The organism is Streptomyces sp. SLBN-31, assembly GCF_006715395.1.
Lineage (GTDB): Bacteria > Actinomycetota > Actinomycetes > Streptomycetales > Streptomycetaceae > Streptomyces.
The window spans coordinates 3,425,133-3,447,438 of sequence record NZ_VFNC01000002.1; the positions used below are offsets into that span (position 1 = coordinate 3,425,133).

A 22,306-nucleotide genomic window follows, 5' to 3' on the forward strand; every position below is an offset into this window, starting at 1 on the left:
GCGGCCACGATCATGGCCCGCCGAGACCGGTGGGTGACCCTCCGTTGACCTAGGAGACCACGTCCTTGCGGGCGAAACCGCGGAAGGCCAGGGCGAACAGGACGAGCGCGTACGTTATGGAAATCGCCGTGCCCTGGATCATGCCGGACCACTCCGGATGCGGCTGCACGGCGTCCGCCCAGGCGAACTGCCAGTGCGCGGGCAGGAAGTCCCGCCAGTGGCCGAGGGCCGTCACGGCGTCCAGGACGTTGCCGACGATGGTCAGGCCGACCGCGCCGCCGACCGCGCCGAGCGGCGCGTCGGTCTTGGTCGACAGCCAGAACGCCAGCGCGGCGGTGACCAGTTGGGATACGAAGATGTACGCCACCACCACCAGCAGGCGCTGCGTGGCCGTGCCGGTGTCCAGCGCGCCGCCGGTGGGGATCTGCAGCGGGCCCCAGCCGTAGGCGGCCGTGCCGACGGCCAGGGCGACCACCGGCAGCAGGATCATCGCGGCGAGGCTGAGGCCGAGTCCGACGACGAGCTTGGACCACAGCAGGCGGGCGCGCGGCACGGGTGCGGCCAGCAGATAGCGCAGGGAGGACCAGCCGGCCTCCGAGGCGACCGTGTCCCCGCAGAACAGGGCGACCGGGATGACCAGCAGGAAGCCGGCCGACACGAACAGGTTGACGGCGGCGAAGTTGGCGCCGGACGCCGTCGCCGTGTCCATCAGCGTCACCCGGCCGTTGCCCTGGCTCGGGTTGCCGATCGCGAAGGCGATCAGCAGTACGAACGGCAGGGCGGCGAGGATCGCGCCCATGACTAGCGTGCGGCGGCGCTTCAACTGCCGTATCAGCTCGACCCGCAGGGGCAGGGTGCGGCCCGCGCGGTAACCGGAGGCGGTCTCGGTGCGCTCGACGAGCGTGCTCATGCGGAACCTCCGATCAGGGTGAGGAAGGCGTCCTCCAGGCGGCGGTGCTGGCCCACCGACTGGACGGGCACTTCGAGCCGTACGAGCTCGACGACCAGGCGCTGCGCGCTGCCGTCGGGGTCGAGCCGGACCAGGAGGCCGCCGTCGGCGGGCACCGCGGAGGCGACGCCCGGCAGGGTGGCGACCTTCTCGACGACCGGCTCCTCCACGGGAGCGGCGGTGCCGACGAGCAGGGTGTCGCCCGAGCCGACGATCTCCCCCACCGGGCCCGCCTGGACGAGCCGGCCGCGGTCCATGACGACCAGGTGCGTGCAGGACTGCTCGACCTCCGCGAGGAGGTGGCTGGAGACGATGACCGTACGTCCGGCGGCCGCGTAGCGGATCATCACCTCGCGCATCTCGCGGATCTGCGGCGGGTCCAGGCCGTTGGTCGGTTCGTCGAGGATGAGCAGGTCCGGCAGGCCCAGCATGGCCTGGGCGATGGCCAGGCGCTGGCGCATGCCCTGGGAGTAGGTGCGCACGGCCCGGGCGAGCGAGTCGCCGAGTCCGGCGATCTCCAGTGCCTCCTCCAGATGGGCGTCCTCTGGCGGGCGGCCGGTGGCCTGCCAGTACAGCTCCAGGTTCTCCCGGCCGGACAGGTGCGGCAGGAAGCCCGCACCCTCCACGAAGGCGCCGACCCGGGAGAGGACCGGGGCGCCGGGGCGGATGGCGTGGCCGAAGACGCGGATCTCACCGGCGTCCGGCTTGATCAGGCCCATCAGCATGCGCAGGGTGGTCGTCTTGCCCGCGCCGTTCGGCCCCAGCAGGCCGAGGACCTGGCCCTTCTCGACGCGGAAGGTCACCTCCCGCACCGCGTACCGGTCGGCGGAGCGGGCGTACCGCTTGCTGAGTCCGGTGATCTGCAGCGGGATGTCGGCGAGGTCGGGGTCGGGCGGCGGTGCCGCGGTCGTGCGGCGACGGCTCGTCAGGAGCAGGGCCAGGGCGATGACCGCGCCGGCCAGCGGCAGCCACCACACCCACGACGGCAGCGGGGCAACCGCGGTCGTCACACCGGGCGCCGTCGGCACCGCCAGGGCGCCCTTCAGCGAGACGGTGTACGTCGCCGGGGCGGTCGGGGAGGCGTAGCCGAGGTCGGTGGAGGCGAGGACCAGACGCAGCCGGTGGCCCTGCTCGACCTCGTGGTCGATCGCCGGGAGGGTGATCGTGACGTCCTTGCCGGCCTTGGCGCCCTCGACGCGGATCGGCGTCACCAGCTGCGAGGGCAGCACGGGGGTGCCGCCGCCGGGCCCGACGTCGTACACCTTGGCGAAGAGCACGGCGTCGTCGCTCGTCGACTTCACGTGCACGGTGACGGTCGGCGATCCGGTGACGCGCAGGCCGGTGCTGAGCGGCGCCGACTCGAACCGCGCGTACTGGCCGGGGAAGTCCAGCGAGACGCCGACGCCGAGCGAGGACAGCTGGGCGAGGCCGCCCGCGCCGCCGAGGCCGGGCAGGGCCGAGACCCCGGGCGGGGTGGCGCCGGGCGGGTTGTCGAAGCGCTGCTGGGTGCCGCGCAGGGCGACCGGGCGCCGTCCGCTCGCCAGGCCCGGGTATGTGGTGTCGGTGGCGCCGCGCAACTGGGCCGCGCCGCTGGTGGAGTCGACACCTCCGGTGCGGGTGACGCGGAAGGCCGGGCCGGTGTCGGTGCCCTTGTCGTCCTTGAGGTACCGGTCGAACCAGGCACGCACGCGTGACTGCGTCCGCCCGGTCTCCATGTCGCCGCCGTCGTGCCCGCCGGCGATCCAGTCGACGTCCACCGGGGCGCCGTTGGCGCGGATCGCCTTCGCGGCCGCGTCCGCCTGGCCGAGCGGGAAGAGGGAGTCGGTCTGGCCCTGCATCAGCAGGGTGGGCACCTTGATGCGGCTGCCGACGGCGGAGGGGGAACGGGCCTGGAGCAGCTCGCGGGCCCGGGCGTCGGGGCTGCCCGACTCGGCGACCCGCTCGTACATCCGGCACAACCGCGGTTCGAATTTCTCGCAGCCGCCGCCGGAGTTGACGAAGATGCCGGCCCACAGCTTCTTGAAGACGCCGTTCGGGAACAGGGCGTCCGCGAGGTTCCAGTAGGTGATCGCCGGGGCGATAGCGTCCACGCGCTGGTCGTAGCCGGCGGCGAGCAGGGAGATCGCGCCGCCGTACGAGGCGCCGGCGACGCCCACGCGCGGGTCGCCCGGCTTGTCGAGCTGGATCTGGGGCTGCTCGGCCAGCCAGTCGATGAGCTTGGAGACGTCCGCGACCTCGCCCTTGGGGTCGTTGAGGCCGATTTTGCCCGTGGACCTGCCGAAGCCCCGGGCGGACCAGGTCAGTACCGCGTAGCCGTCTCTGGCGAGGTCCTCCGCCTGCTGCCGTACGTCCTGCTTGCTGCCGCCGAAGCCGTGGGCCAGCAGCACGGCGGGCCTGCGGCCGGCGGGGCCGGACGTGAAGTACGAGGTGTCGACGCGGACACCGTCGATGGCCATGATGCGGTCGGTCTCGTGCACCGGGGGCTTGCTGTCCGAGGCGACAGCCGTCCACGTTCCCGCGCCCGCGAGTACGACGACAGCGGCCCCGGCGGCCAGCAGCCGTCGGGGCCTCCGCAGCAGCCCTCGCCGGTGGGGCAGTCGAAGATCCATGCGTCAACGGTACGGGGCGTCGCTGAGAGTTCGAAAAGGCCGTGCGCGCCTCCGGTGTGAACTGGACGATCCTGCGTCCGGGCGGCTTCGCCTCCAACGCCTACGCCTGGATCGAGACCGTCCGTACGCGGCGCGCAGTGCTCGCCTCGTTCGCCGACGTGGCGCTGCCGGTCGTGGACCCGGCGGACATCGGCCTTGGGGAACATCGGTACAGCCTTTGGCGCTGAGATGGGTCATGGTCCGGTCGCGTTCGGTGCGACACGGAGTGTCCGGGGTGAATCCACCGCGAGCGCGTTGGATGATGAGGCATGGCGCGCGAGGAGAGCCGCGGGTGGGCTGAGACCGCCATCGCCGGATTGCAGGTCCGTGGCGATGGTGTGGCTGCGATACGTCTCCTCGGGTGGGAGTGCGTTCTGCCGCTCTCGGTAGTCAGGACGGTCGTTGTCGCGCCGCTGGGCGGATGGCCGCCCGTTCCCACGCCGATGACGGTTCCGGGCGTTGAAGCGGCGACCCCGCCCGTGGCCTTGGAGCAGCAGGCGCGTTGAGCCGGTGGACGCGCGCACTTGTACCCCGAGCCGGCGCTCGTGCCGGCGGCCCTCCGATCCCTGCCCGGCACCGGGGGGCCGCCGCGTGTGACGACGGGCTACTCGCCCTGGTCGGAGTACGTGTCTGAGTCCTCGATCTCACCCTGCCCAGCCCACCGCACGCGCCGGTAGGGGACCTGGTAGGGCAGGCGGTAGGGGAATCGGAGGCTGCCTACCGCACAGGCTCGGGCGGACTTACCTGCGCAGTCCGTATCGCTGCGCAGGGCCGATCAGAGGTCACAAGTCGCCGGAGTCGACGTCGCCGACGTGGTCGAACCCCTTCAGTGGGCGTGCCGGCTCGGTCGTGCGTGCCGCCTGACGCGATGGCTGTGACCCGCAACAAGGACTGCTACCTCTGCGCCTATTACCGGCGCATTGCCGCCCGCCGCGGTCGACAACGGGCACTGATCGCTGTCATGCGCAAGCTCGTCAGAGCGATCTGGCACATCCTCCGGAACAAGCCCCGCTACCAGGACCTCGGGCCCGACTGCTTCACCCGACCAGAACCCGAACGTGCCATGCACCGAATGACCAAGGAAGCCAACCGTCTCGGTCTGACCGTACGCTTCGAACGCATAACCGCGACGGCCTGAACACGTGTCAGAGTCAAGGTCGGACGATCGCTGGACCCTTCGTGTCGGCTCACTGAAATGAAGCTGCGGAGATAAGGTGCGTAGGGCTTTGTCAATGCGTGTCGGCTATCTTCGGTCGCCTGCGCAGCTGGTTGCCGCTCGGAGGAAATAGCCGTGCAAATCTGTGTGGTGGCGCTCGGAAAGATCGGCCTGCCGCTGGCCGTCCAGTTCGCGGCGAAAGGCCACTACGTCATCGGCTCCGACGTGGACGAACGAGTCGTGCACCTGGTAAATGAGGGCGTTGAGCCTTTCCCCGGCGAGGCTGAACTCGCTGAGAGGCTGAAGAGCGTCGTCGGGGCGGGGCGGCTGCTGGCCACCACCGACACGACCGCGGCGGTCACGCACGCCGAGGCGGTCGTGCTGGTCGTTCCGGTATACGTCGACGCCCAGGGCATGCCCGACTTCGGCTGGATGGACCAAGCGACGCAGGCGGTGGCGCGCGGACTGCGGCCGGGCACACTCGTGTCCTATGAGACGACACTGCCCGTCGGTACCACTCGAGGGCGCTGGGCGCCCATGCTCGAGCAGGGCAGCGGGCTGACCGCGGGCCGGGACTTCGCTCTCGTCTTCAGCCCCGAAAGGGTGCTGACCGGACGTGTATTCGCCGACCTGTGCCGCTACCCCAAGCTGCTCGGCGGCATCGACGTGGCCTCCGCCCGCCGAGGTGTCGAGTTCTACGAGTCCGTCCTCGACTTCGACGTACGCGACGAACTGCCTCGTCCCAACGGCGTCTGGGACCTCGGCTCGGCGGAGGCCGCGGAGTTCGCGAAGCTGGCCGAGACGACCTACCGTGACGTGAACATCGGGCTGGCGAACCAGTTCGCACGGTTCGCGGACCGCATCGGCATCGACATCGAGCTGGTGATCGACGGCTGCAACTCGCAGCCGTACAGCCACATCCACAGGCCTGGCATCGCCGTAGGCGGTCACTGCATTCCCGTCTATCCGCGGATGTATCTGTGGAACGACCCGGACGCGACAGTCGTGCAAGAGGCCCGTACGGCCAATGCCTCGATGCCCGAGTACGCGGTACGGCGGCTTGCGGAGGTGTACGGCGACCTGACCGGCGCAGGCGTGCTCGTATTGGGCGCCGCCTATCGGGGCGGCGTCAAGGAGACAGCGTTCTCCGGGGTGTTCCCCGTCGTCGAGGCGCTGCGGGCGCGCGGCGCCGAGCCGTACGTGTCCGACCCGCTGTACACGGCCGATGATCTGAGGGCACTCGGCCTGCCGCCGTACAGCGGACAGACAGTCACCGCCGCTGTCGTCCAAGCCGATCACGGCGAGTACCGAGAGCTCGGATCCGACCGGTTCCCGGAGGTGCGCGTCGTGGTCGACGGGCGGCGGATCGCCGACCCCGATCGATGGGCCGGGGCCGAGGTGATCCTGCTCGGTGCGCCGACCCGGACGGCTCAGCGGGCTTGAGATCCGCTCACACGATCTTCCAGCGCCCGCACCACACGGGGTGCTGCTTCGCCGTCGCCGTACGGCACGCCGCGTGAGCTCTTGGGCGCAGGACGCAGGACGGTGTCACGCCATGCCTGGGAGCCCAGTGCACAGGGATCCGGCACGAGTGCGTTCCAGCCGCCCCGGAGCGTTTCGGGCCATTCCGTCTCCGTACGGAGTGTCGTGCAGACGCGCTCCAAGAGGAACGCCTCTTTCTGGAGTCCTCCCGAGTCCGTGATCACACCACGCGAGCCGAGCACCGTGCGGATCAGCTCGGCGTAGGGAAGGGGGCGGCCGATACGGAGGGAGCCGCTGTCGAGCTTGATGCCGAAGTCCTCTGCACGTGCGAGCAGCCTGGGATGGGCGGCCAGGGCGACGGGAACCGGCAGACTGGACAGGGCATCCACGAGAGCGGCCAGGCGATCGGGACGATCCGTGTTCTCGGCCCGGTGCAATGTGGCGAAGAGGTAGGGCTCCTGGGCGTCGACGAAGGCCGGAAGTGCGGCGGTGGCCTTGTCCCTCAGCACCTTGTCCCTGATGCGCAGGCACGTGTCGACCATGACGTCCCCGGTCAGGACCACACGGTCGGCCAGGCCCTCGGCTGCCAGGTGGTGCACCGCCTCCTCGGTGGGTGCGAGCAGCAGATCGGCAGCGTGGTCCGTGAGGACGCGGTTGTGCTCCTCGGGCATCCGCCGGTTGAAAGAGCGCAGGCCCGCTTCCAGGTGGGCAACGGGGATGTGCTGTTTGGCAGCGGAAAGGGCGCCGGCAAGAGTGGAGTTGGTGTCTCCGTAAACGAGCACCCATTCAGGGTGTGCGGCGGCGATGACGGGATCGAGGGCCGCCAGGATGGTACCGGTCTGCACTCCGTGGGTGCCCGAGCCGACGCCCAGGTGCACATGGGGCTCGGGGATGGAGAGGCCGGTGAAGAAGACGTCGGACAGATCGGCGTCGTAGTGCTGACCGGTGTGGACGATCATATGATCGTGCTCTGTATCGCCGAACGCTGCGGCGACTGCGGCAAGTTTGACGAATTGGGGTCGCGCCCCGACTACGCTCATGACCTTCATGGGCTCGACTTTTCTCGGTATTGAGCTGAAAGCTCCGTCAGAATTCCGTCGTTCTCCGAGTAGAGATTCCCATTGCTCGGGCACTCCCAGAGTCCGACCCGATCCGGCAGTGCGCGCAGACGCTCGCCGGCAGGTCCCACCCATCCGATCCGTTGGGCAGGGACACCGGCGACGAGGGCGAAATCCGGCACGTCCTTGGTGACGACGGCCCCCGCGGCGACCATCGCCCAGCGGCCGATGCCGACCGGAGCCACACACACTGAGTGTGCGCCGAGTGACGCGCCCTCAGCGACCCGGACCCCGACCGCCTCCCAGTCACCGGCGCGCTTCAGACGTCCGTCCGCGCCGACGGCGCGAGGACTGCGGTCGTTCGTGAGGACGACCGCGGGCCCGACGAAGACGCCGTCGGCCAGCTCGGCAGGCTCATACACCAGCGCATGGTTCTGAATCTTGACCCTGTGGCCGATCTTCACCCCGGGTCCCACATAGACACCCCGGCCCACGACGCAGTCGCAGCCGAGCACGGCTTCCTCGCGGATCTGCGCGAGTTCCCACACAGTCGTACCCGGGCCGAGCACGGCCGACTCGTCGACCTGCGCACCGGGCGCGATCCGCACCTGCGCAAACGCCACCTCACCGCTTTGGTTCATGTGCTGAGCAACGAGCACTGACTGCTCCGGGTACTGGTCTCCGGGTACTGCTCTGCGGGTAGCCTCGCCAGGCTGGTTCCTGGCCCCCGGCAGGGGTGCTCGTCATGACCGCTGGGGGACCACCGCCAGGGTCGGCGTGCGCGGGCTTCGCAGGCTCACGGATGCCTTCCGCCGTGCCGAGTCGAGGACCGCCTCCGCCACCTCCACCGTCCTCAGCCCCTGATCGAGCGTGACAATGTCCGTGGCCTTCCCGTCCACGGCATCACGGAACAGCTCGTGCTCGACGAGGAGCGGCTCACGCTTGGGGATGGCGTAGCGGACCATGTCGCCCTCGGCCACACCGCGGAAGGCGCGCAGGGCCTCCCACTCGGTGGCCACCGCTCCGTTGGCGTGGAAGGTCAGGTCTGCCGTGAGAGTGTCGGCGACGAGGCAGCCACGCTCGCCGGTCACCGACGTGTAGCGCTCCTTGTGGGGGCTGAGCCAGTTGACGAGGTGGCTGACCAGGGTGCCGTCGCTGAGGTCGCCGACCACGGAGACCATGTCCTCATGGAGTCGGCCGCTCTTGGACACCGTGCGCGCGCAGAGCGAGACGTAGTCGTGGCCGGTGACCCAACTGGTGAGGTCGATGTCGTGGGTGGCCAGGTCCTTGACGACCCCGACGTCGGCGATGCGGTGCGGGAAGGGTCCCTGGCGCCGCGTGACCACTTGGAAGACGTCCCCGAGTTCTCCCGCCTCGAGTCGGCAACGCAGGCTCCGCAGGGCCGGGTTGAACCGCTCGATGTGTCCGACACCGGCGACCAGTCCCGCTCTGTCGAAGGCGTCGACCAGTCGCTGTGCGGCCGTCGCCGAGTGGGCGAGCGGCTTCTCGATCAGCGCGGGCACGCCGTTGTCGGCCAAGGCCAGGCCGACCTCCTCGTGCGACGCCGTGGGACAGGCGACCACCGCGTAGTCGAGTCCACGCGCGAGCAGCTCATGCAGGGTGGGGACGACAAGGGTGTTCCGGCCGGCACCCGTGGTATCACCTGCCGGGTCCATGACGCCCACCAGCTCGACGCCGTCGAGCGACGACAACACCCGGGCATGGTTGCGTCCCATGGCTCCAAGGCCGATGAGCCCGGCCCGCAGGGTGCGCCGGCTCACCCGACTCTTCCGGCATCGTTCACGGCCTGTGCGATCCGCTCCAGCTCGGCCTGCCGCAGGGTCGGGTGCACCGGGAGGGACAGAACCTCCGTCGCTGCCCGATCGGTCTCGGGCAGGGGCGGGCTGCCCTGGTCCTGATAGGGCCTGAGTCGGTGGATCGGGGTCGGGTAGTACACCGCGCTGCCGATGCCCTGTCGCGCCAGGTCCCGCTGCACGGAATCCCGGAGACCGCCCGGGATGCGGACCGTGTACTGGTGGTAGACGTGCCGCGCACCGTCGGCCTCCTGCGGAACGGACAGCGCCTCGATGCGGGTGTCGAGCACCTTGGCGTTGGCTCTCCGCCGCTCCGTCCAGGCCGGCAGCTGCTTCAGCTGCTCACGGCCGACGGCCGCCGCGACGTCGGTCATCCGCATGTTGGCCCCGACGATCTCGTTCTCGTAGCGCTGCTCCATGCCCTGGTTCCGCAGAAGCCGAAGGGTGCGGGCGAGGTGCGGGTCGGCGGTCGAAATGATGCCGCCCTCGAGAGCGTGCATGTTTTTCGTGGGATAGAAGCTGAAGCATCCCGCCTCACCGAAGGTGCCGACGGGGCGTCCGTGCAGCGTGGCTCCGTGCGCCTGACAGGCGTCCTCCAGTACGGCGAGCCCATGGCGTGCGGCAACTTGCATCAGCTGGTCCATGGGCGCGGGGTGCCCATACAGATGCACCGGCATGAGCGCGGCGGTGCGCGGACCGATCATCGCTGATACGGCGAGCGGGTCGAGGCAGTAGGTGCTTGACGTGATGTCGGCGAAGACTGGATCGGCGCCTACCAGGCGTACTGCGTTGGCGGTCGCCGCGAACGAGAACGAGGGCACCACGACCTCGTCTCCCGGTCCGATGCCCAGAGCCATGAGGCTCAGCTGCAGGGCGGAGGTTCCTGAGTTGACCGCTACGCAGGCGCGGCCGGCGACCAATTCGGAGAACGCGTCTTCGAACGCGGCCACTTCCGGGCCCTGGACGACACGGCCACTACGCAGAACGCGTACGGCCGCAGCGATCTCGGCTTCTCCGATCACGGGTCTGGCCGCCGGGATCGATGGAAGGGAGCGGGTCACTGGACTTCTCCGTTCGGGGGGCGAAAGAGAGTCGACCCACGTTCAACTGCTGCTTGCCTCGTCCGGTTTTCCTGCGCGCCGCGCATCCACCCTTATGGATGATCGCGGTACGACCGGCTCCACCGCCCGAGGCGAGACGGCGACATCGATGACGCATCGCTCACAGCCGAACCAGTCCGCTCACCTCCCTGGCGATCTCCAGGGCACACTCGTACAGCTCCTCACGAGGCCCGCCCCAGGGGTCCGAGATGTCGTCCTCGGTCTGCGGGACCGGGGCCGCGGTACCGCGACGGTTGGCAGCCGCTGCCACCACGGCCTCGAATCCGCCCCGACCCTCCCCTGCGGTTCCCCCGTTCGCGAGCCGCACGAACTCCTTCAGGGTGAAGCAGCGCCGCATCGCCGCCGGGGCGAGGCGGACGGCCGCCTCGCGGTGCTCGCGCGCGAGTCCGAGGACCAGTGGGGCACCCGCCATGAGCTGTGCGGTGAGCGGCCGGGAGACGAATCCGGAGCCGTCGCCGCCCAGCCGTTCCAGGACCGCCCGTGTGGTCTCCTCCATGCGGGGACGGTGACACGCCTGCGTACCGGCGCTCTCCGGCCGCAGGACCGAACCCGGCGGCAGCCTCGCCGCCAGAAGGCGCTCGGCGAGCACCGAGCGGTACACGTTGGCCGTGCAGACGAACAGGATCCGAGTCATGTCCCGTCCGTGGTGCGCGTCACCGCCGGGGCGGCCGCATCCTCCGGCGTGGCCGACGTACGCGGAGCGGGCAGCTCGCCGTAGGCGCCGTAACGGCCGTAACGGCCGCCCTTGGCAACCGGAGCCATGCTGAACACGGTGCCGAGCACGCGCGCGCCCACGCGCTCCAGCGATTCCTTGGCGGTGCGCACCTGGTCCCGGTTGGTCTTCCCGGCCCGTACGACGAGCAGCGCGCCCTGGGTGAGAGAGGCGAGCCCCGCGGTGTCGGCGACCGGCAGCAGCGGCGCCGTGTCGATGATCACGACGTCGTACATGTCCGCGAGCTCGCGCAGCACCTCTTCCATACGCGCCGAGGCGAGCAGTTCCGCGGGGTTCGGCGGCACAGCGCCGCTGGCGAGCACCGAGAGCCCGCCGGCGACCTTCTGCATCACATCCTCGACACGGGCCTGTCCGATGAGCACCGTGGTCAGACCGCCGTCCTGGACGAGGCCGAAAGCCGGTGCCACGCAGGGGCGGCGGAGGTCGCCGTCCACGAGGCAGGTGGAGACGCCGGCCTCGGCGAGGGACCGGGCGAGGTTCATCGCGATGTTCGTCTTGCCCTCACTGGGCACCGAGCTCGTCACCATGATGATCCGCGGCGGATCGTCGACCTGTGAGAACTGCAGGTTCGTCCGCAGCTTGCGGAACGCCTCGGCACGCTCGGAGTACCCGTCGGCACTGATCAGCGGCTGCCTTGGGGCGTTCCTGTCGTACGGGATGGTGGCGAGGCCGGGCATGTCGGTGAAAGCACCCAGTGCCTCGCTCGTCTTGAACGTGGTGTCGAGCATCTCAAGGAGGGCCACCAGCCCGGCGGCGAGCAGCAGGCCGCCCACCACACCCGCGGCCAGGTTGAGCAACGGGCGGGGCTCTGTGGGAGAGGTCGGGGCGACGGCTGCCTCGGTGACGCCCAGGGAGACCGGGGAGACCGGGCGTACGGGCGCGTCGTCATCGGCCCCGTCGCCCTTCTTGGATGTCGAGGAGACCGGCCGCTTGGGGGTCTCCAACTGCTCGACGACCGAACTGAACCGCTTTGCCACGGCGTTGGCGATGCGCGCCGCGCGCCGGGGCGAGGTGTCCCGGACGGTGATGTCGATGAGCACGGTCTTGAGCGGGACGACGGCGGTGATCCGGGACGCCAGCTCCTCCGGAGTGGTGTGCAGCCGCAGCTGTTTCACCACCGGAGCGGTGACCTGACGGGTCCTCACGATCTCGGCGTACGACTGCACGCGCGCCTGCGAGAACGTCTGCCCCTGGTTCAGATCGATGGTGTTCTCGCCGGCGCGGGTGGCGACGAAGAGCTGCGTCCTCGCCTCGTAGACGGGGGTGCTCGCGCTTGTCACGGCGAGCGCCGTCCCGACCGCGAGAACCAGACAGACCACGACCGTCGGCCATCGTCTGGCAAGAGCCTTCAGGAATCCTTGGAGATCCAAGCTGCACCCCTCACGGGACTGAGGGAACCACCCGAATCGGGGCTTTCTGTTCCCTATGGACGATGTCGACCATAGGGACTCGGACTCGTCGAAAGAGGGATCCGCCCCTTGTGTCGCCCCCTCGAAAGTCCCTTGCGACGCGCACCGCGCGAGCCGGGACTGGGCCAATCCGGTGACTTCTCGCGCCATCAGACCAACGAGTGTCGTTATGTTCTCTTTGCGCCATGTATCCAGGTCTTGGTGTCCACACCGAATGACGGCCGCCGCACGATCAGGCCCGGACCCAAGTCGAGGAGATTGAAGAAGATGACAGCATCACGCAGATGGCGGGCCGCTCTGGTGTCGGCGGCCTCGACTGCCATTCTCATCGGAGCACCGCTGATCGGGGCGCAGGCCGCCTCGGCGCTGCCGTACCCGCCGCCGCCCCCGCCCCTGTCCGTCAGCACCACGACGGTGACAGCCGGGGATTCCCTGGACTTCAGCACCGCCGCCGGGGTGTTCGCCCCCAGGTCGAGCGTCACGGCGCTGCTGGAATCGACCCCGGTCGTGCTCGGCCACTTCCGGGCCCGGGCCGACGGATCGGTTTCGGGGACCGTGACCATCCCGGTGAACACCATCACCGGCTGGCACGTGTTCCGGCTCACCTCGTCTCATCCCGACCCGAGCGTCGGCGTCAGCATCTACGTGCAGGGCAGTGTGAAGCCCACCCCGCCCCCCAGGCCGCCCCACCACCCGGGCAAGCCCGGGCACCACGGCACGCCGGGACACAGTGGCCACAACGGAGGTGGCGTCGGACGCAGCGACTCCCACGAACTCGCCGCAGCCGTCGACCCGGCGAGCTACCCGGACGTGAGCCGGCACACCGAGAAGCTCGCGGCGACGGGCAGTGACAAGGCCCTGGTGATCGGCGGCACCGCGACCGCCCTCCTCACGGCCGGTGGTGGCACGATGCTGGCCGTGCGCCGTCGTCGCAGCTCCTGACGATCAGAGCGTGCCCACAGCAGGACCACGGCGTCCCGGCCCCGGCCGGGGCGCCGTCCGCGTGCCCGGCACCAGCCGTTGCGGCAACGGGTGGCGCGGCGTCGCCGCACGGTGCTCCTGGCCACCGCTCCCTGTGCATCGGAGCCACCGCGCTTCTCTCCCGATCCGAGCCGGTCGCGGCCCGGGGGCGTCCCAGCAGTGCCCGACGATCCGGCCTGCCGAGGCCGCACTCACCGACGGCAGGCCGGCCTCACCAGGTCGAACACGAGGACCGACCCCGGGGCTTGGGGAGGGTTTCGAGGACCTTCGCCCGCAGGCTTCGGCGGCGAAGTCGCCTCCGGCTCCCCTCGTCCGGCATGAGGTACCCCTGGCGGCCCCTGGGCGTCCAGTCGGGTCACATCGTCCCCGCCCGAACCACATTCCTGTACAGCCGTTCGAGCTCGGCGACCTTCAGGGAACCACGCTCGGTCTGGCCGATCAGCTGGATGTTGGCAAGGCGATCGGCGGCATCCAGTGGCCCCGTGCCTGAGAGGGCATCAGCCAACGTGCTGACCAGCGGATCGGGAAGCAGATCCGCCAGCAGGCCGTCCGCCAGCAGTTCCCGGTAGGGCGCGATGTCGGAGAGCAGCAGCCGGCACCCGGCAGCCGCGGCCTCGAGCACAGAGGAGCTTCGCTGGTCGGACCGGGGGACCGAGATCGCCACATCGCTCGCGCGCATCAGGCTGAACATCTCGGCCTGGCAGAGTCGCTGATCGACGAGGGCGACCCGGCCGGCCAGGTCTTGTGCCCGGGCGCGCAACAGCCCGAGATATTCCTCCTGCGCCTGTCTGGCGGCCGCGTGAACCGGCTGGTGACCCGCCACCAGCAGGAGGAACAGGTCCGGCCGGACCCGCGCGACGCGGGAGAAGGCCGCGAGGATCTCGTGTGTCCGGTAGACCTCCGACGTGCTGCGGACCGACAGCGCGACCGTGGCTTCCGCCGGAATGCCGTACTTCGCGCGTGTCACCCGGGGGTCGGCGTCGTGTCCGACATCCAGCAGCACGTCCGGTACTCCCCAGGACAGGACCGTGATCCGTGAGCGGAGGATCCGGTACCGGCTCGCGACCAGCTCAGCCATCTCCCGGGAGGTCGGCACCACGCGCGCGGCCCGCCGCAGCGCCAGCCGAGCGACCAGCGCCCGGCCGGGATGCCGGTCCGCCGCGCGCAGTTCGGAGCCCCACGGCGTGACAAGCAGCGGCACTGCCGGGCGGGCCGGCAGCAGAAGGGAGAGCGCCCCGTGCACACCGAGCGAATGCACGTGGATGACATCCGGCCGCGCCCCGCGCACCTCGCGGCGCAGCCAGTGCCCCGCGCGCAGCACCCGCAACGGCCGGCCCCCTCCGGCGGGGGCGGACGTGATTCGCCAGTCGTCGGGACCCGGGCCCCCGTGCCAGCTGCAGACCGTCACCTGATGGCCCCGCAAGGCCAGGTCGTCCGCCCAACGCCGGGTGTGCGCCGACGTGGCCGGCGCGAGCAGGACGACGCGCAGCGGCGCGTCCGACGCAGCGTCCACGCCCCGCCGTAGCGGGACGTGATCACGATCCTGCACGGTGCTCCCTGAGTACGAAACGGCCCTTGCCCGCCGCTGCTCGCAGCCGCCTGGTCGGGCTCCTCGTGTAGCGCTCCCACACGGTGCCCACCGCCAGCCATCGTGGGTCGGCGAGCGCGCGTCCAGCCGCGGTCAGCAAAGCGGTGTGCAGGCAGTGGTAGGCGAAACTGGCGGGCGCGTGGTGCCGCAGGTCGTATCGGGTCCAGTACCCCAGGTCGAACTCGGGCAGCGCCTCGCGCAGCCGGTCCGCCACGCGCTCGTGGACGGTCCCGCCCTGATGCCCACTCAGCTCGCACAGACCGAAGAGGGCGAAGACCGCACCGTTGAGAATGTGACTGACCGGGTCCGACGGGCACTCCTCGGGGAAAGGGCGCCCCAGTTGGTCGTAGTGCGAACAGCCGCCCGCCTCCAGCGGCCGGAGCATCAGTTCCACCGCACCCTCGCTCGCATCGAGAAAGGACCGCTCGCCGGTCGTGGCGTATGCACGCAGCATCACGGACACCGCCAGGCCCTGAGCCATGGCGGAGTACCAGCCCGGGCGTACGCCGTACCGGGGCACCGGTACCGGATAGCGCCAGCCGCCATTGCTGTCCTGGCCGGCACGCAGCCAACCGGCCTGGGTCAGCAGAGCCTGGATGCCCGGCGGCCGGTCGTCCGCAGCGGCAGGGGACCATCCGACGGCGAGCGCGCGGGTGTGCTGGGCGAGCGCGTACAGGCTGACCGAGACCGGGTTCCGGTACGTTGCGCCGGTCACGGCGCGCGTCACCACGACGTGCTCGTGGTCGAGCACGCTCCCGGCGGTCATCGGCCGCAGGTCGAGCGGGTATCTACCTGGTTGGCCGGTCGGCGTGTCACCTGGCGGTGTCGTCACGTCGACCGGGAAGCTCGGCCGCCGCAGATCGCGTACCGCCTTCCCCGCCATGCCGGCAAGGGTTGCCGTGGACCACGTCCTGTCCTTCATGCCTTCCTCCAGCGGAGCGGCCGGCGTCGCCCCCGCGCGGCCAGCGCCTGGTGGTACAGCTCGTCCACCTGGCTCACTGTCCCGGCGATGTCGAACTGCCGGAGCGCGAGTTCGCGGCCGCGGCCGGCCATGCGGAGACGTGCTGCTGGATCGGCGACCAGTGCGTTCACGGCCTGTGCCAGTGCCGCCGCGTCGGCGGGCGGGACCAACAGGCCGGTACGGCCGTGCTGGACGGTGTCCGGCAGGCCACCGACCTCAGTCGCCACCACGCCCTTACGCATGAGCAGCGCCTCCACCACGGTGTAGCAGGCGGACTCGTCCATGGAGGGGTTCACCAGTACGTCCAGCCCGGCCATGACCGAGCTGATGTCGGACCGGAAGCCGGTGAACCGGATCCGGTCGGCGACGCCGAGCCGGGCGGCACGGCGTTCCAGCTCTCTCCGGTACTCTCCGTCGCCGACCAGCTCGTCGCCGACCACGAAGAACCTGGCGTCTGCGTTCTGCCGCAGAATCAGCGGGACGGCGTCAATGAAGACTTCATGCCCCTTGACGCCGACCTGGCGGAACTCGCGCAACTTGCTCGGATACATGTAGGCGACCATGCCGATGGCCGGCGTGTCGCCGTCGAGCCCGAACTCCCGGCGGAACGGCCCCGGCGGCGTTGCCGGATCGAACCGGTGCACGTCGCAGCCGTAGTAGCTGACCGCGACCGACCGCGCTCCCATGGCCTGGTAGCGGTGAGCGATCGCCCGGCATGACCCGAGCACCAGGTCATCCCGACGCAGCGAGAGCCACTCCAGGATCCGGAAGGGAGCCATCCGTAGATGCACCAGTCCTGGAACCTGGGACACGACCAGCGCCGGCCCATGGGCAAACGACGCCACTCGTGCCGCGAGCATCGCGATGATCAGATGCGAGTGGATGACATCCGGCTTGTACTCCCTGACGAACTTCATCAGCCGCCACTGCGCGGCCATCAGCCCGGGCAACTGCCTGATACGACGGGACAGTCCGAACCCGATGATCTCCACCCGGACGCCCCCGACCTTGCGCAGCCGGTCGGCGAGCGGCCCTTCGCGGGGCAGCACCGCGCAGACCTCGTGGCCCAGCTCGGCCAGCCCCCGCACCTGATCGTGGAACCAGCTCCCACCGACGGCGGTCGAGGTGATCTGAAGGATGCGCAACCGCCGCGGGTGCTTCCCGCTCCCGAACGTACTCATGACGCCACCGGCGCAGGCTCCGACGCCAGTACCGGTGCCGACGCCCGTAGCGGTACTGATTCCGGCACCGGTGCCGGTGCCGGTTCCGACCCCCGTGATGGGCCGACCGGAACCGGCTTCGCAGCCAGAATGATCAGCATCAGGGCGGCCAGCAGAGGGGGCACCAGCAGCACCTCACCGAACAGCGAGCAGACCCCGGCACCGACCATGGCCAGCAGCGCCGCCTCACCCGCAGGATCACCTGAGCGGATCGCCCGCCAGGCCCGGCGGCCGCCGAGCAGGGCAAGTGCGCCGATCCCGAGCGCCCCCACAAGCCCCGTCTGCGAGAGAACGGTCAGATACGTGTTGTGCGCGAATTCCAGGAGCGGGAACTGTAGGAACATGACCTCGTAATCACCGGTGGCTTGGTAATAGGCGGGCAACTGGGCGGCGAAGTTCAGGTATCCGACGCCGAAAGCCGGGTGCGCCTCGAACATCCGCAGGGCGCTGCTCCACAGATCGAGCCGTACAGCGGAGTTGGCGTCCGGGGCGCCGCCGAGGATCGAGTCGAACCGGGCCGCGATCGCCGCGGGCAGCAGCGGCAGCATGCAGGCCGCGCCGGCACCCAGGGCCAGGGCACCGCGCAGTGATCTGCGGGCGGCATAGAGCGCGATCATCGCGATGCCCGCCAGATAGGCCGCGCGGCTCAGCGAGTACGCAACCCCCAGTGCGAGCACGACGACCGCGGCGGCGGTTGCCAGTCGCGTCAGGCGCCCCCGGGCGGCCGAACAGCGTCTGATCAGGACCGCGGTCGCCATGACGAGCAGAGCCCCCACGGCGTTGTGGTTGGCTGTGCCCTCTTGGGTGATGGCCAGAACAGCAGTGTCGGCGGGCGTGAGGTCCGCCTTCATGGCGAAGATGGACCCGGCTTGGGCGATTTCGATCACCGCCAGAATCACACTGCCGCAGCAGAACACCGTGAGCGCTCGGTCAAGAGCGGGTCCCGGTGGCGCGATCAGTGGTACGAGCAACAGCGGCGCGCACGTCAGCAGCAGGTACTGCCAGTTTCCGGTTCCCTGCAGCCGGGTGTCGCCGACCACGGCGCTGGCGGCCGCCATATAGGCGACCGTGCCCACGGTGATCAGGGCGCCGATCAGTTTCGGCCACGCGATTCCCGCGCCGGAGACGACGCGACCCAGCAGGCAGACGAGCATCAGGGCGGCCAGCCGTCTCGGGCTGATGAGCGATGTCCCGATGTCCGACTGCGAGAGCGGGATCGCGGCTGCGAACACATACAGACCCGCGTCCGGGATCAGCAGGCAGGCCACGACGACGACCGCAAGGCCGACGGCGGCGCTGACCAGGCTGACGGCGGGGCCGTACGCCATCGCGAGGTAGCCGACACCTGCCACGGTCACAAGTCCCGCCGCGACCAGGGGGGTTCGCCTGAACATCATGGACCTCACGTACCTCGGATACACGGTCTGCCGGCGGTCGCCGCCCCACTTGGCCACCAGTCGGCCGACCGGTCGGCGCGCAGGGGCGGGCTGCCCGCTCTCGGTGGCGGGCCGAGCCGGAGGGTGCTGGCCGGCGCGGACGCCCCACCGCACACCCCTGCCGATCAGCACCGCGAACACCAGGTATCCGGCCGAGTCGGCCACGCCGGCACCGACTGCCGCACAGCGGGGGGTCAGGACTGCGAGCAGAGCGACGTTGACCATCCCGGCGATCACGGTGGCCACGATGACCGGCCGAAGCAGGTCGGTGGCCGCCAGATAGGCCTGCAGCGAGCGGCCCATGCTGAACAGCACCAGGCCCGGGAGCATCGCCCAGATCACCTGCACGGCACCGGAGTACGGCCGCCCGTAGACCGCCGGGATCAGGATGGGCGCAGCTGCCGCCACCATGGCGGCGGACACGGCGGCGGCGGCGAAAACGGTCCGGGCGATCCTGGCCGCCGCCCGCGCGTCGACGGCACCCGACGTGACCGCGGGAAACATCACCAGTGCGACCGCCGTCGGAAGCAGGAACATCGCCTCGGCCACGGGCAGTGCGACGGCGTACATGGCCACGGCCGTCGCCCCGGCGAGCAACTGGATCACCGGCACATCGAGACGCAGCATTCCGTAGTGGATGAGATTCGGGAGATAGGCCCTGAGGGCGAAGCTGCCGAAGGTCCGGGGGGACACCCGTTCACCATCGTCGTGGACCCGGGTCGTGGTCGCGATCAGCAAGACCCCGGCGCAGAGCAATTGCCCGGTCAGCGCGGACAGAAAGCAACTGGTGGGGGTCAGTGACCCTGCGGCGAACAGGCCGCAGACTCCGACCAGGTGGCAGGCCGCGGGGACGGTGCTCGCGAGGTTGTACGTCCTGACCCGGCCGCGGCCGATCTCGGCCGTGCCGAGCAGCGTGGTCAGCAGGGTCACCGGGCACATGGTGGCCGCGACCAGAGCAAGCCGGAACGGCACACCGAGCAGCACGGCCGGCAAGAGATGACCGAGCAGCAGCCACAGCCCCGCCAGTGCCGAACCGGGAACCAGGGAGAACGCCACGGTCCACCGGACGATCTGGCGGTACGCGGTGTGCGAGGTTCCGGCGAACCGGGCGTTGGCGCTGTCCATGCCCAGGACCGTGACGATGCTCAGCACAGTGGGGACCGAGATCATGACCGCGAATGTGGCCCGGCCGTGCACCCCCAGGTCCCGCGCTGCGATGACGCCCGCCGCGAAGCTCATCGCCGTGGCGAGCAGTCGCGTGGTCAGTGTGCCTCCGATGGCGGCCGGGCTGACTCCCGGCAGTCGGACGCGGAGACCTTTCATGATCGACTGCACCACGAAAACGGCCTCCGGAGTTGCGAAACGGGATCGGTACCGCAGGGACGGCGGATGTGGTCACCGCCTCGGCACGCGCACAATGTAGCGGCATGAGTAACTCAAAGTGGCAAGTTGAGCACACAGAGTAGTAGCGTTTCTCCGCGTCGAGCCGGTTACCGCCGGCGTATGCAGACGCCGGACAGGGCTGTTGCGGCGTGGACGACCCGGCCGGACAGGGGAACGCCGTGGTGAAAGTGCTCAGTGTGGTCGGAGCACGTCCGCCGTTCGTCAAGCTTGCGCCGATCGCGTGGCAGCTCACCCAGCCGGCCGGGGCCGACGGACTGATCGCCGACTCCGGCGACCTACAGAAGGAGGGGCCGGCGCTCGGTGCCCCGTGCGGCACCGCAGGGCGGCTTCGGCGGAGGTGAGGACATGAGGATCTGGATCTTCAACCATTACGCGGCCCCGCCCGACGGCGCCGCCGGCACCCGGCACTACGAGCTGGGACGTGTGCTGGCGGCGAAGGGGCACGAGGTTACCGTCTTCGCCAGCAGCTTCAGCCATTTCAGCAGGCGCGAGGAGCGGCTCACGCCCCGGCAGAAGATGGCCACCCGGACCATCGACGGCGTCCGCTTCGTCTGGGTCCGCACTCCGCCGTACACCGGCAACGGACACCGCCGCGTGTTGAACATGGCCCACTACGCGGCCCGGGTGCTCGCGGTGCAGCTCCGCCTGAACCGGCCGGACGTGATCGTCGGCTCCTCGGTGCACCTGCCCGCGGTGCTCGCCGCCTGGCTGGCGGCCCGCGTCCGCCGCGCGCGCTTTGTCTTCGAGGTGCGCGATCTGTGGCCGCAGACCCTGATCGACATGGGCGCGCTGCGCGCGAACGGGCTGCCTGCCCGGCTGCTCCGGCTGGTCGAGTCCTTCTGCTGCCGGCAGGCCTCCGCCGTCATCTGCCTCCTGCCCGGGGCCTCCGACTACCTGCAGGCCCGCGGCGTCCCGGCGCACAAGATCCGATATGTACCGAACGGGATCCCCGACCTCCCGCCGCCGGGGGATCCGAGCCTGCCTGTCGGCCCGGACGGTGAGGACTCCGCGGACCCGGCCGCCGACCTGATCGACCGGATCAGGCGCTTGCGCAAGGACGGTTTTCTCACCGCCGGCTACATCGGCTCGCACGGTCCGGCCAACGGGGTGGCGACCATTGTCGCGGCCGCGGCGGAGTTGCGGACCGCCGGCCATCCGCGGGTCGCTGTGGTGCTGGTCGGCGACGGCCAGGAGAAGGCCGCGTGCCAGCAGCTCGCGCTCCGGCACGGCCTGGACAACGTGCTGTTCTGGCCGCCGGTGCCGAAGCGGGCTGTGCCGGCCGTGCTGGCCGAGCTGGACGTGACGCTGTTCTGCCTGCGCGATATCGCGGTCTTCAAGTACGGCCTGAGCAGCAACAAGCTGTTCGACTACTTGGCGTCCGGCAAGCCGGTGCTGTTCGCGAGCAATGCGCCCGGCGGCCCCGTACGCGAGTCCGGCGGCGGCGTGTGCGTGCCCGCCGAATCCCCGGCGGACATGGCGGCCGGGCTGGCCGGGCTGGCCGCGATGAGCCGGTCCGAACGGGAGCGGATGGGTGAGCGCGGCCGCCGCTGGGTGTACCGGCATCATGGCATGACCGCCCTGGCGGACGCGTTCCTCGACGCGGTCTCGGCACCGGCGCGGCGCGAGGAGCCGGTGACGGAGGTGCGGCCGTGACGCTGCACATCGTGGGCGCCGGCGGCTTCGGCAGGGAGACGCTGGACGCGGTGCGCGCGATGGCCGCGGCACCCGAGGTGGTCTTCGTGGACGAGCACCCGGCAGCCGCCGCGGTGGCGGGCTGTCCGGTGCTCGTTCCCGGGCAGTTGGCCGCGCCCGACGGACAGCGCAACGAGTTCGTCGTGGCGATCGCCGACGCCGACGCGCGCCGCAGGCTGGCCCGGGAGTTGGAGGATCGTGGCATGCGAGCGGCAACCGTGATCGACCCCCGGGCGGTGGTCTCCCCCGGCGCACGGATCGGGCGCGGCTGTGTTGTGCTCGGCCAGGCGTTCATCTCCACCGGCACCGTCATCGGCGCACATGTCCAGGTCAACTACCAGGCCAGCATCGGTCACGACACGGTGCTCGACGATTTCGTGACGATCCTGCCGGGGGCCAACATCGCCGGGAACGTCACCGTCGGCGCAGGGTCCACGGTGGGCAGCAACGCCGCCGTGCTGCAGGGCCGGCGGATCGGGCCGTCCGCGATGGTCGGCGCCGCGGCACTGGTGACCCGCGATGTCAGACCGGGTCAGTTGGTCGTGGGCGTGCCCGCCAGGCCCCGGGAGTCCTGACCGTCCGGTTCGGTCAAGGGCTCCTGGGCACCGGATCCCGACGCGACCAGGCCCACCCCGAGCATCGCGGCCGGGACCC

At 70.3% G+C, this 22,306-nt stretch carries 17 protein-coding genes and 1 pseudogene; 6 read left to right on the forward strand and 12 right to left on the reverse strand.

Annotated features, from left to right (window positions below):
* Nucleotides 1-49 precede the first annotated feature (49 nt).
* On the reverse strand, nt 50-910 hold the full coding sequence (locus FBY22_RS35550; protein WP_142152070.1) for an ABC transporter permease: 861 nt from the start codon (nt 908-910) through the stop codon (nt 50-52).
* Complete coding sequence (locus FBY22_RS35555) at nt 907-3,558, reverse strand: alpha/beta fold hydrolase (protein WP_174267340.1); 2,652 nt, start codon at nt 3,556-3,558, stop codon at nt 907-909. The genes FBY22_RS35550 and FBY22_RS35555 overlap by 4 nt, the downstream gene beginning before the upstream one ends.
* Nucleotides 3,559-3,584: 26 nt before the next feature.
* Here FBY22_RS35555 and FBY22_RS35560 point away from each other — a divergent pair.
* The 3 genes and pseudogenes from FBY22_RS35560 to FBY22_RS35570 form a co-directional block, all read left to right on the forward strand.
* Nucleotides 3,585-3,749 (forward strand): annotated as a pseudogene (locus FBY22_RS35560) (NmrA family transcriptional regulator); the annotation flags it as partial.
* A gap of 722 nt (nt 3,750-4,471) precedes the next feature.
* Nucleotides 4,472-4,735 (forward strand): hypothetical protein, encoded by a 264-nt coding sequence (locus FBY22_RS35565; protein ID WP_142152071.1) that lies wholly within the window; start codon nt 4,472-4,474, stop codon nt 4,733-4,735.
* A 153-nt stretch (nt 4,736-4,888) separates the two neighbouring features.
* The gene (locus FBY22_RS35570) at nt 4,889-6,196 is read left to right on the forward strand and encodes a nucleotide sugar dehydrogenase (RefSeq protein WP_142152072.1); all 1,308 of its coding nucleotides are present in this window, start codon (nt 4,889-4,891) and stop codon (nt 6,194-6,196) included.
* On the opposite strand, the gene wecB is transcribed toward FBY22_RS35570, so the two are convergent.
* The 6 genes from wecB to FBY22_RS35600 form a co-directional block, all read right to left on the reverse strand.
* A complete protein-coding gene (gene wecB, locus FBY22_RS35575; protein WP_142152073.1) occupies nt 6,184-7,284 on the reverse strand; it encodes a non-hydrolyzing UDP-N-acetylglucosamine 2-epimerase in 1,101 nt (366 codons plus the stop codon). The two genes, FBY22_RS35570 and wecB, sit on opposite strands and share 13 nt — an antisense overlap.
* Nucleotides 7,281-7,934 carry an acyltransferase gene (locus FBY22_RS35580; protein WP_142152626.1) on the reverse strand — a complete coding sequence of 218 codons (654 nt, stop codon included), beginning with the start codon at nt 7,932-7,934 and terminating at the stop codon, nt 7,281-7,283. The genes wecB and FBY22_RS35580 overlap by 4 nt, the downstream gene beginning before the upstream one ends.
* 102 nt (nt 7,935-8,036) lie before the next feature.
* On the reverse strand, nt 8,037-9,029 hold the full coding sequence (locus FBY22_RS35585; RefSeq protein WP_399212399.1) for a Gfo/Idh/MocA family oxidoreductase: 993 nt from the start codon (nt 9,027-9,029) through the stop codon (nt 8,037-8,039).
* Between the two features lie 41 nt (nt 9,030-9,070).
* Nucleotides 9,071-10,168, reverse strand: a complete 1,098-nt coding sequence (locus tag FBY22_RS35590; RefSeq protein WP_222127826.1) for a DegT/DnrJ/EryC1/StrS aminotransferase family protein — start codon at nt 10,166-10,168, stop codon at nt 9,071-9,073.
* Nucleotides 10,169-10,328: 160 nt separating this feature from the next.
* Nucleotides 10,329-10,862: a low molecular weight phosphatase family protein gene (locus FBY22_RS35595; RefSeq protein WP_142152075.1), complete on the reverse strand. Its 534-nt coding sequence runs from the start codon at nt 10,860-10,862 to the stop codon at nt 10,329-10,331.
* Nucleotides 10,859-12,331 carry a polysaccharide biosynthesis tyrosine autokinase gene (locus tag FBY22_RS35600; RefSeq protein WP_160159950.1) on the reverse strand — a complete coding sequence of 491 codons (1,473 nt, stop codon included), beginning with the start codon at nt 12,329-12,331 and terminating at the stop codon, nt 10,859-10,861. Before FBY22_RS35600 ends, FBY22_RS35595 begins: the two co-directional genes overlap by 4 nt.
* Before the next feature lie 306 nt (nt 12,332-12,637).
* Here FBY22_RS35600 and FBY22_RS35605 point away from each other — a divergent pair, with 306 nt between their 5' ends.
* Nucleotides 12,638-13,312: a hypothetical protein gene (locus FBY22_RS35605; RefSeq protein ID WP_142152077.1), complete on the forward strand. Its 675-nt coding sequence runs from the start codon at nt 12,638-12,640 to the stop codon at nt 13,310-13,312.
* Between the two features lie 394 nt (nt 13,313-13,706).
* On the opposite strand, the gene FBY22_RS35610 is transcribed toward FBY22_RS35605, so the two are convergent.
* Genes FBY22_RS35610 through FBY22_RS35625 form a run of 4 tightly spaced genes read right to left on the reverse strand, consistent with a single transcriptional unit; the run spans nt 13,707 to nt 19,612 of the window.
* The gene (locus FBY22_RS35610) at nt 13,707-14,900 is read right to left on the reverse strand and encodes a glycosyltransferase family 4 protein (RefSeq protein ID WP_142152078.1); all 1,194 of its coding nucleotides are present in this window, start codon (nt 14,898-14,900) and stop codon (nt 13,707-13,709) included.
* Nucleotides 14,887-15,861: a D-glucuronyl C5-epimerase family protein gene (locus FBY22_RS35615; RefSeq protein ID WP_142152079.1), complete on the reverse strand. Its 975-nt coding sequence runs from the start codon at nt 15,859-15,861 to the stop codon at nt 14,887-14,889. The genes FBY22_RS35610 and FBY22_RS35615 overlap by 14 nt, the downstream gene beginning before the upstream one ends.
* Nucleotides 15,858-17,081, reverse strand: coding sequence for a glycosyltransferase family 4 protein (locus FBY22_RS35620; RefSeq protein ID WP_142152080.1), 1,224 nt, complete (start codon nt 17,079-17,081; stop codon nt 15,858-15,860). The genes FBY22_RS35615 and FBY22_RS35620 overlap by 4 nt, the downstream gene beginning before the upstream one ends.
* The gene (locus FBY22_RS35625) at nt 17,078-19,612 is read right to left on the reverse strand and encodes an O-antigen ligase family protein (protein WP_160159951.1); all 2,535 of its coding nucleotides are present in this window, start codon (nt 19,610-19,612) and stop codon (nt 17,078-17,080) included. Before FBY22_RS35625 ends, FBY22_RS35620 begins: the two co-directional genes overlap by 4 nt.
* 693 nt (nt 19,613-20,305) lie before the next feature.
* On the opposite strand from FBY22_RS35625, the gene FBY22_RS35630 reads away from it, so the two are divergent.
* Together FBY22_RS35630 and FBY22_RS35635 are read left to right on the forward strand one after the other, a co-directional pair.
* Nucleotides 20,306-21,613, forward strand: a complete 1,308-nt coding sequence (locus tag FBY22_RS35630; protein ID WP_142152082.1) for a glycosyltransferase family 4 protein — start codon at nt 20,306-20,308, stop codon at nt 21,611-21,613.
* Nucleotides 21,610-22,227: an acetyltransferase gene (locus FBY22_RS35635; RefSeq protein WP_142152083.1), complete on the forward strand. Its 618-nt coding sequence runs from the start codon at nt 21,610-21,612 to the stop codon at nt 22,225-22,227. The genes FBY22_RS35630 and FBY22_RS35635 overlap by 4 nt, the downstream gene beginning before the upstream one ends.
* Nucleotides 22,228-22,306: the final 79 nt, after the last annotated feature.

Bases quoted from the DNA above. Each gene is read 5' to 3' on its own strand.
- FBY22_RS35605 (WP_142152077.1), top strand. From the start codon at position 12,638: ATGACAGCATCACGCAGATGGCGGGCCGCTCTGGTGTCGGCGGCCTCG.
- FBY22_RS35585 (WP_399212399.1), bottom strand. From the start codon at position 9,029: ATGGGACGCAACCATGCCCGGGTGTTGTCGTCGCTCGACGGCGTCGAG.
- FBY22_RS35580 (WP_142152626.1), bottom strand. From the start codon at position 7,934: ATGAACCAAAGCGGTGAGGTGGCGTTTGCGCAGGTGCGGATCGCGCCC.
- FBY22_RS35550 (WP_142152070.1), bottom strand. From the start codon at position 910: ATGAGCACGCTCGTCGAGCGCACCGAGACCGCCTCCGGTTACCGCGCG.
- FBY22_RS35615 (WP_142152079.1), bottom strand. From the start codon at position 15,861: ATGAAGGACAGGACGTGGTCCACGGCAACCCTTGCCGGCATGGCGGGG.
- FBY22_RS35595 (WP_142152075.1), bottom strand. From the start codon at position 10,862: ATGACTCGGATCCTGTTCGTCTGCACGGCCAACGTGTACCGCTCGGTG.
- FBY22_RS35630 (WP_142152082.1), top strand. From the start codon at position 20,306: ATGAGGATCTGGATCTTCAACCATTACGCGGCCCCGCCCGACGGCGCC.
- FBY22_RS35620 (WP_142152080.1), bottom strand. From the start codon at position 17,081: ATGAGTACGTTCGGGAGCGGGAAGCACCCGCGGCGGTTGCGCATCCTT.
- wecB (WP_142152073.1), bottom strand. From the start codon at position 7,284: ATGAAGGTCATGAGCGTAGTCGGGGCGCGACCCCAATTCGTCAAACTT.
- FBY22_RS35555 (WP_174267340.1), bottom strand. From the start codon at position 3,558: ATGGATCTTCGACTGCCCCACCGGCGAGGGCTGCTGCGGAGGCCCCGA.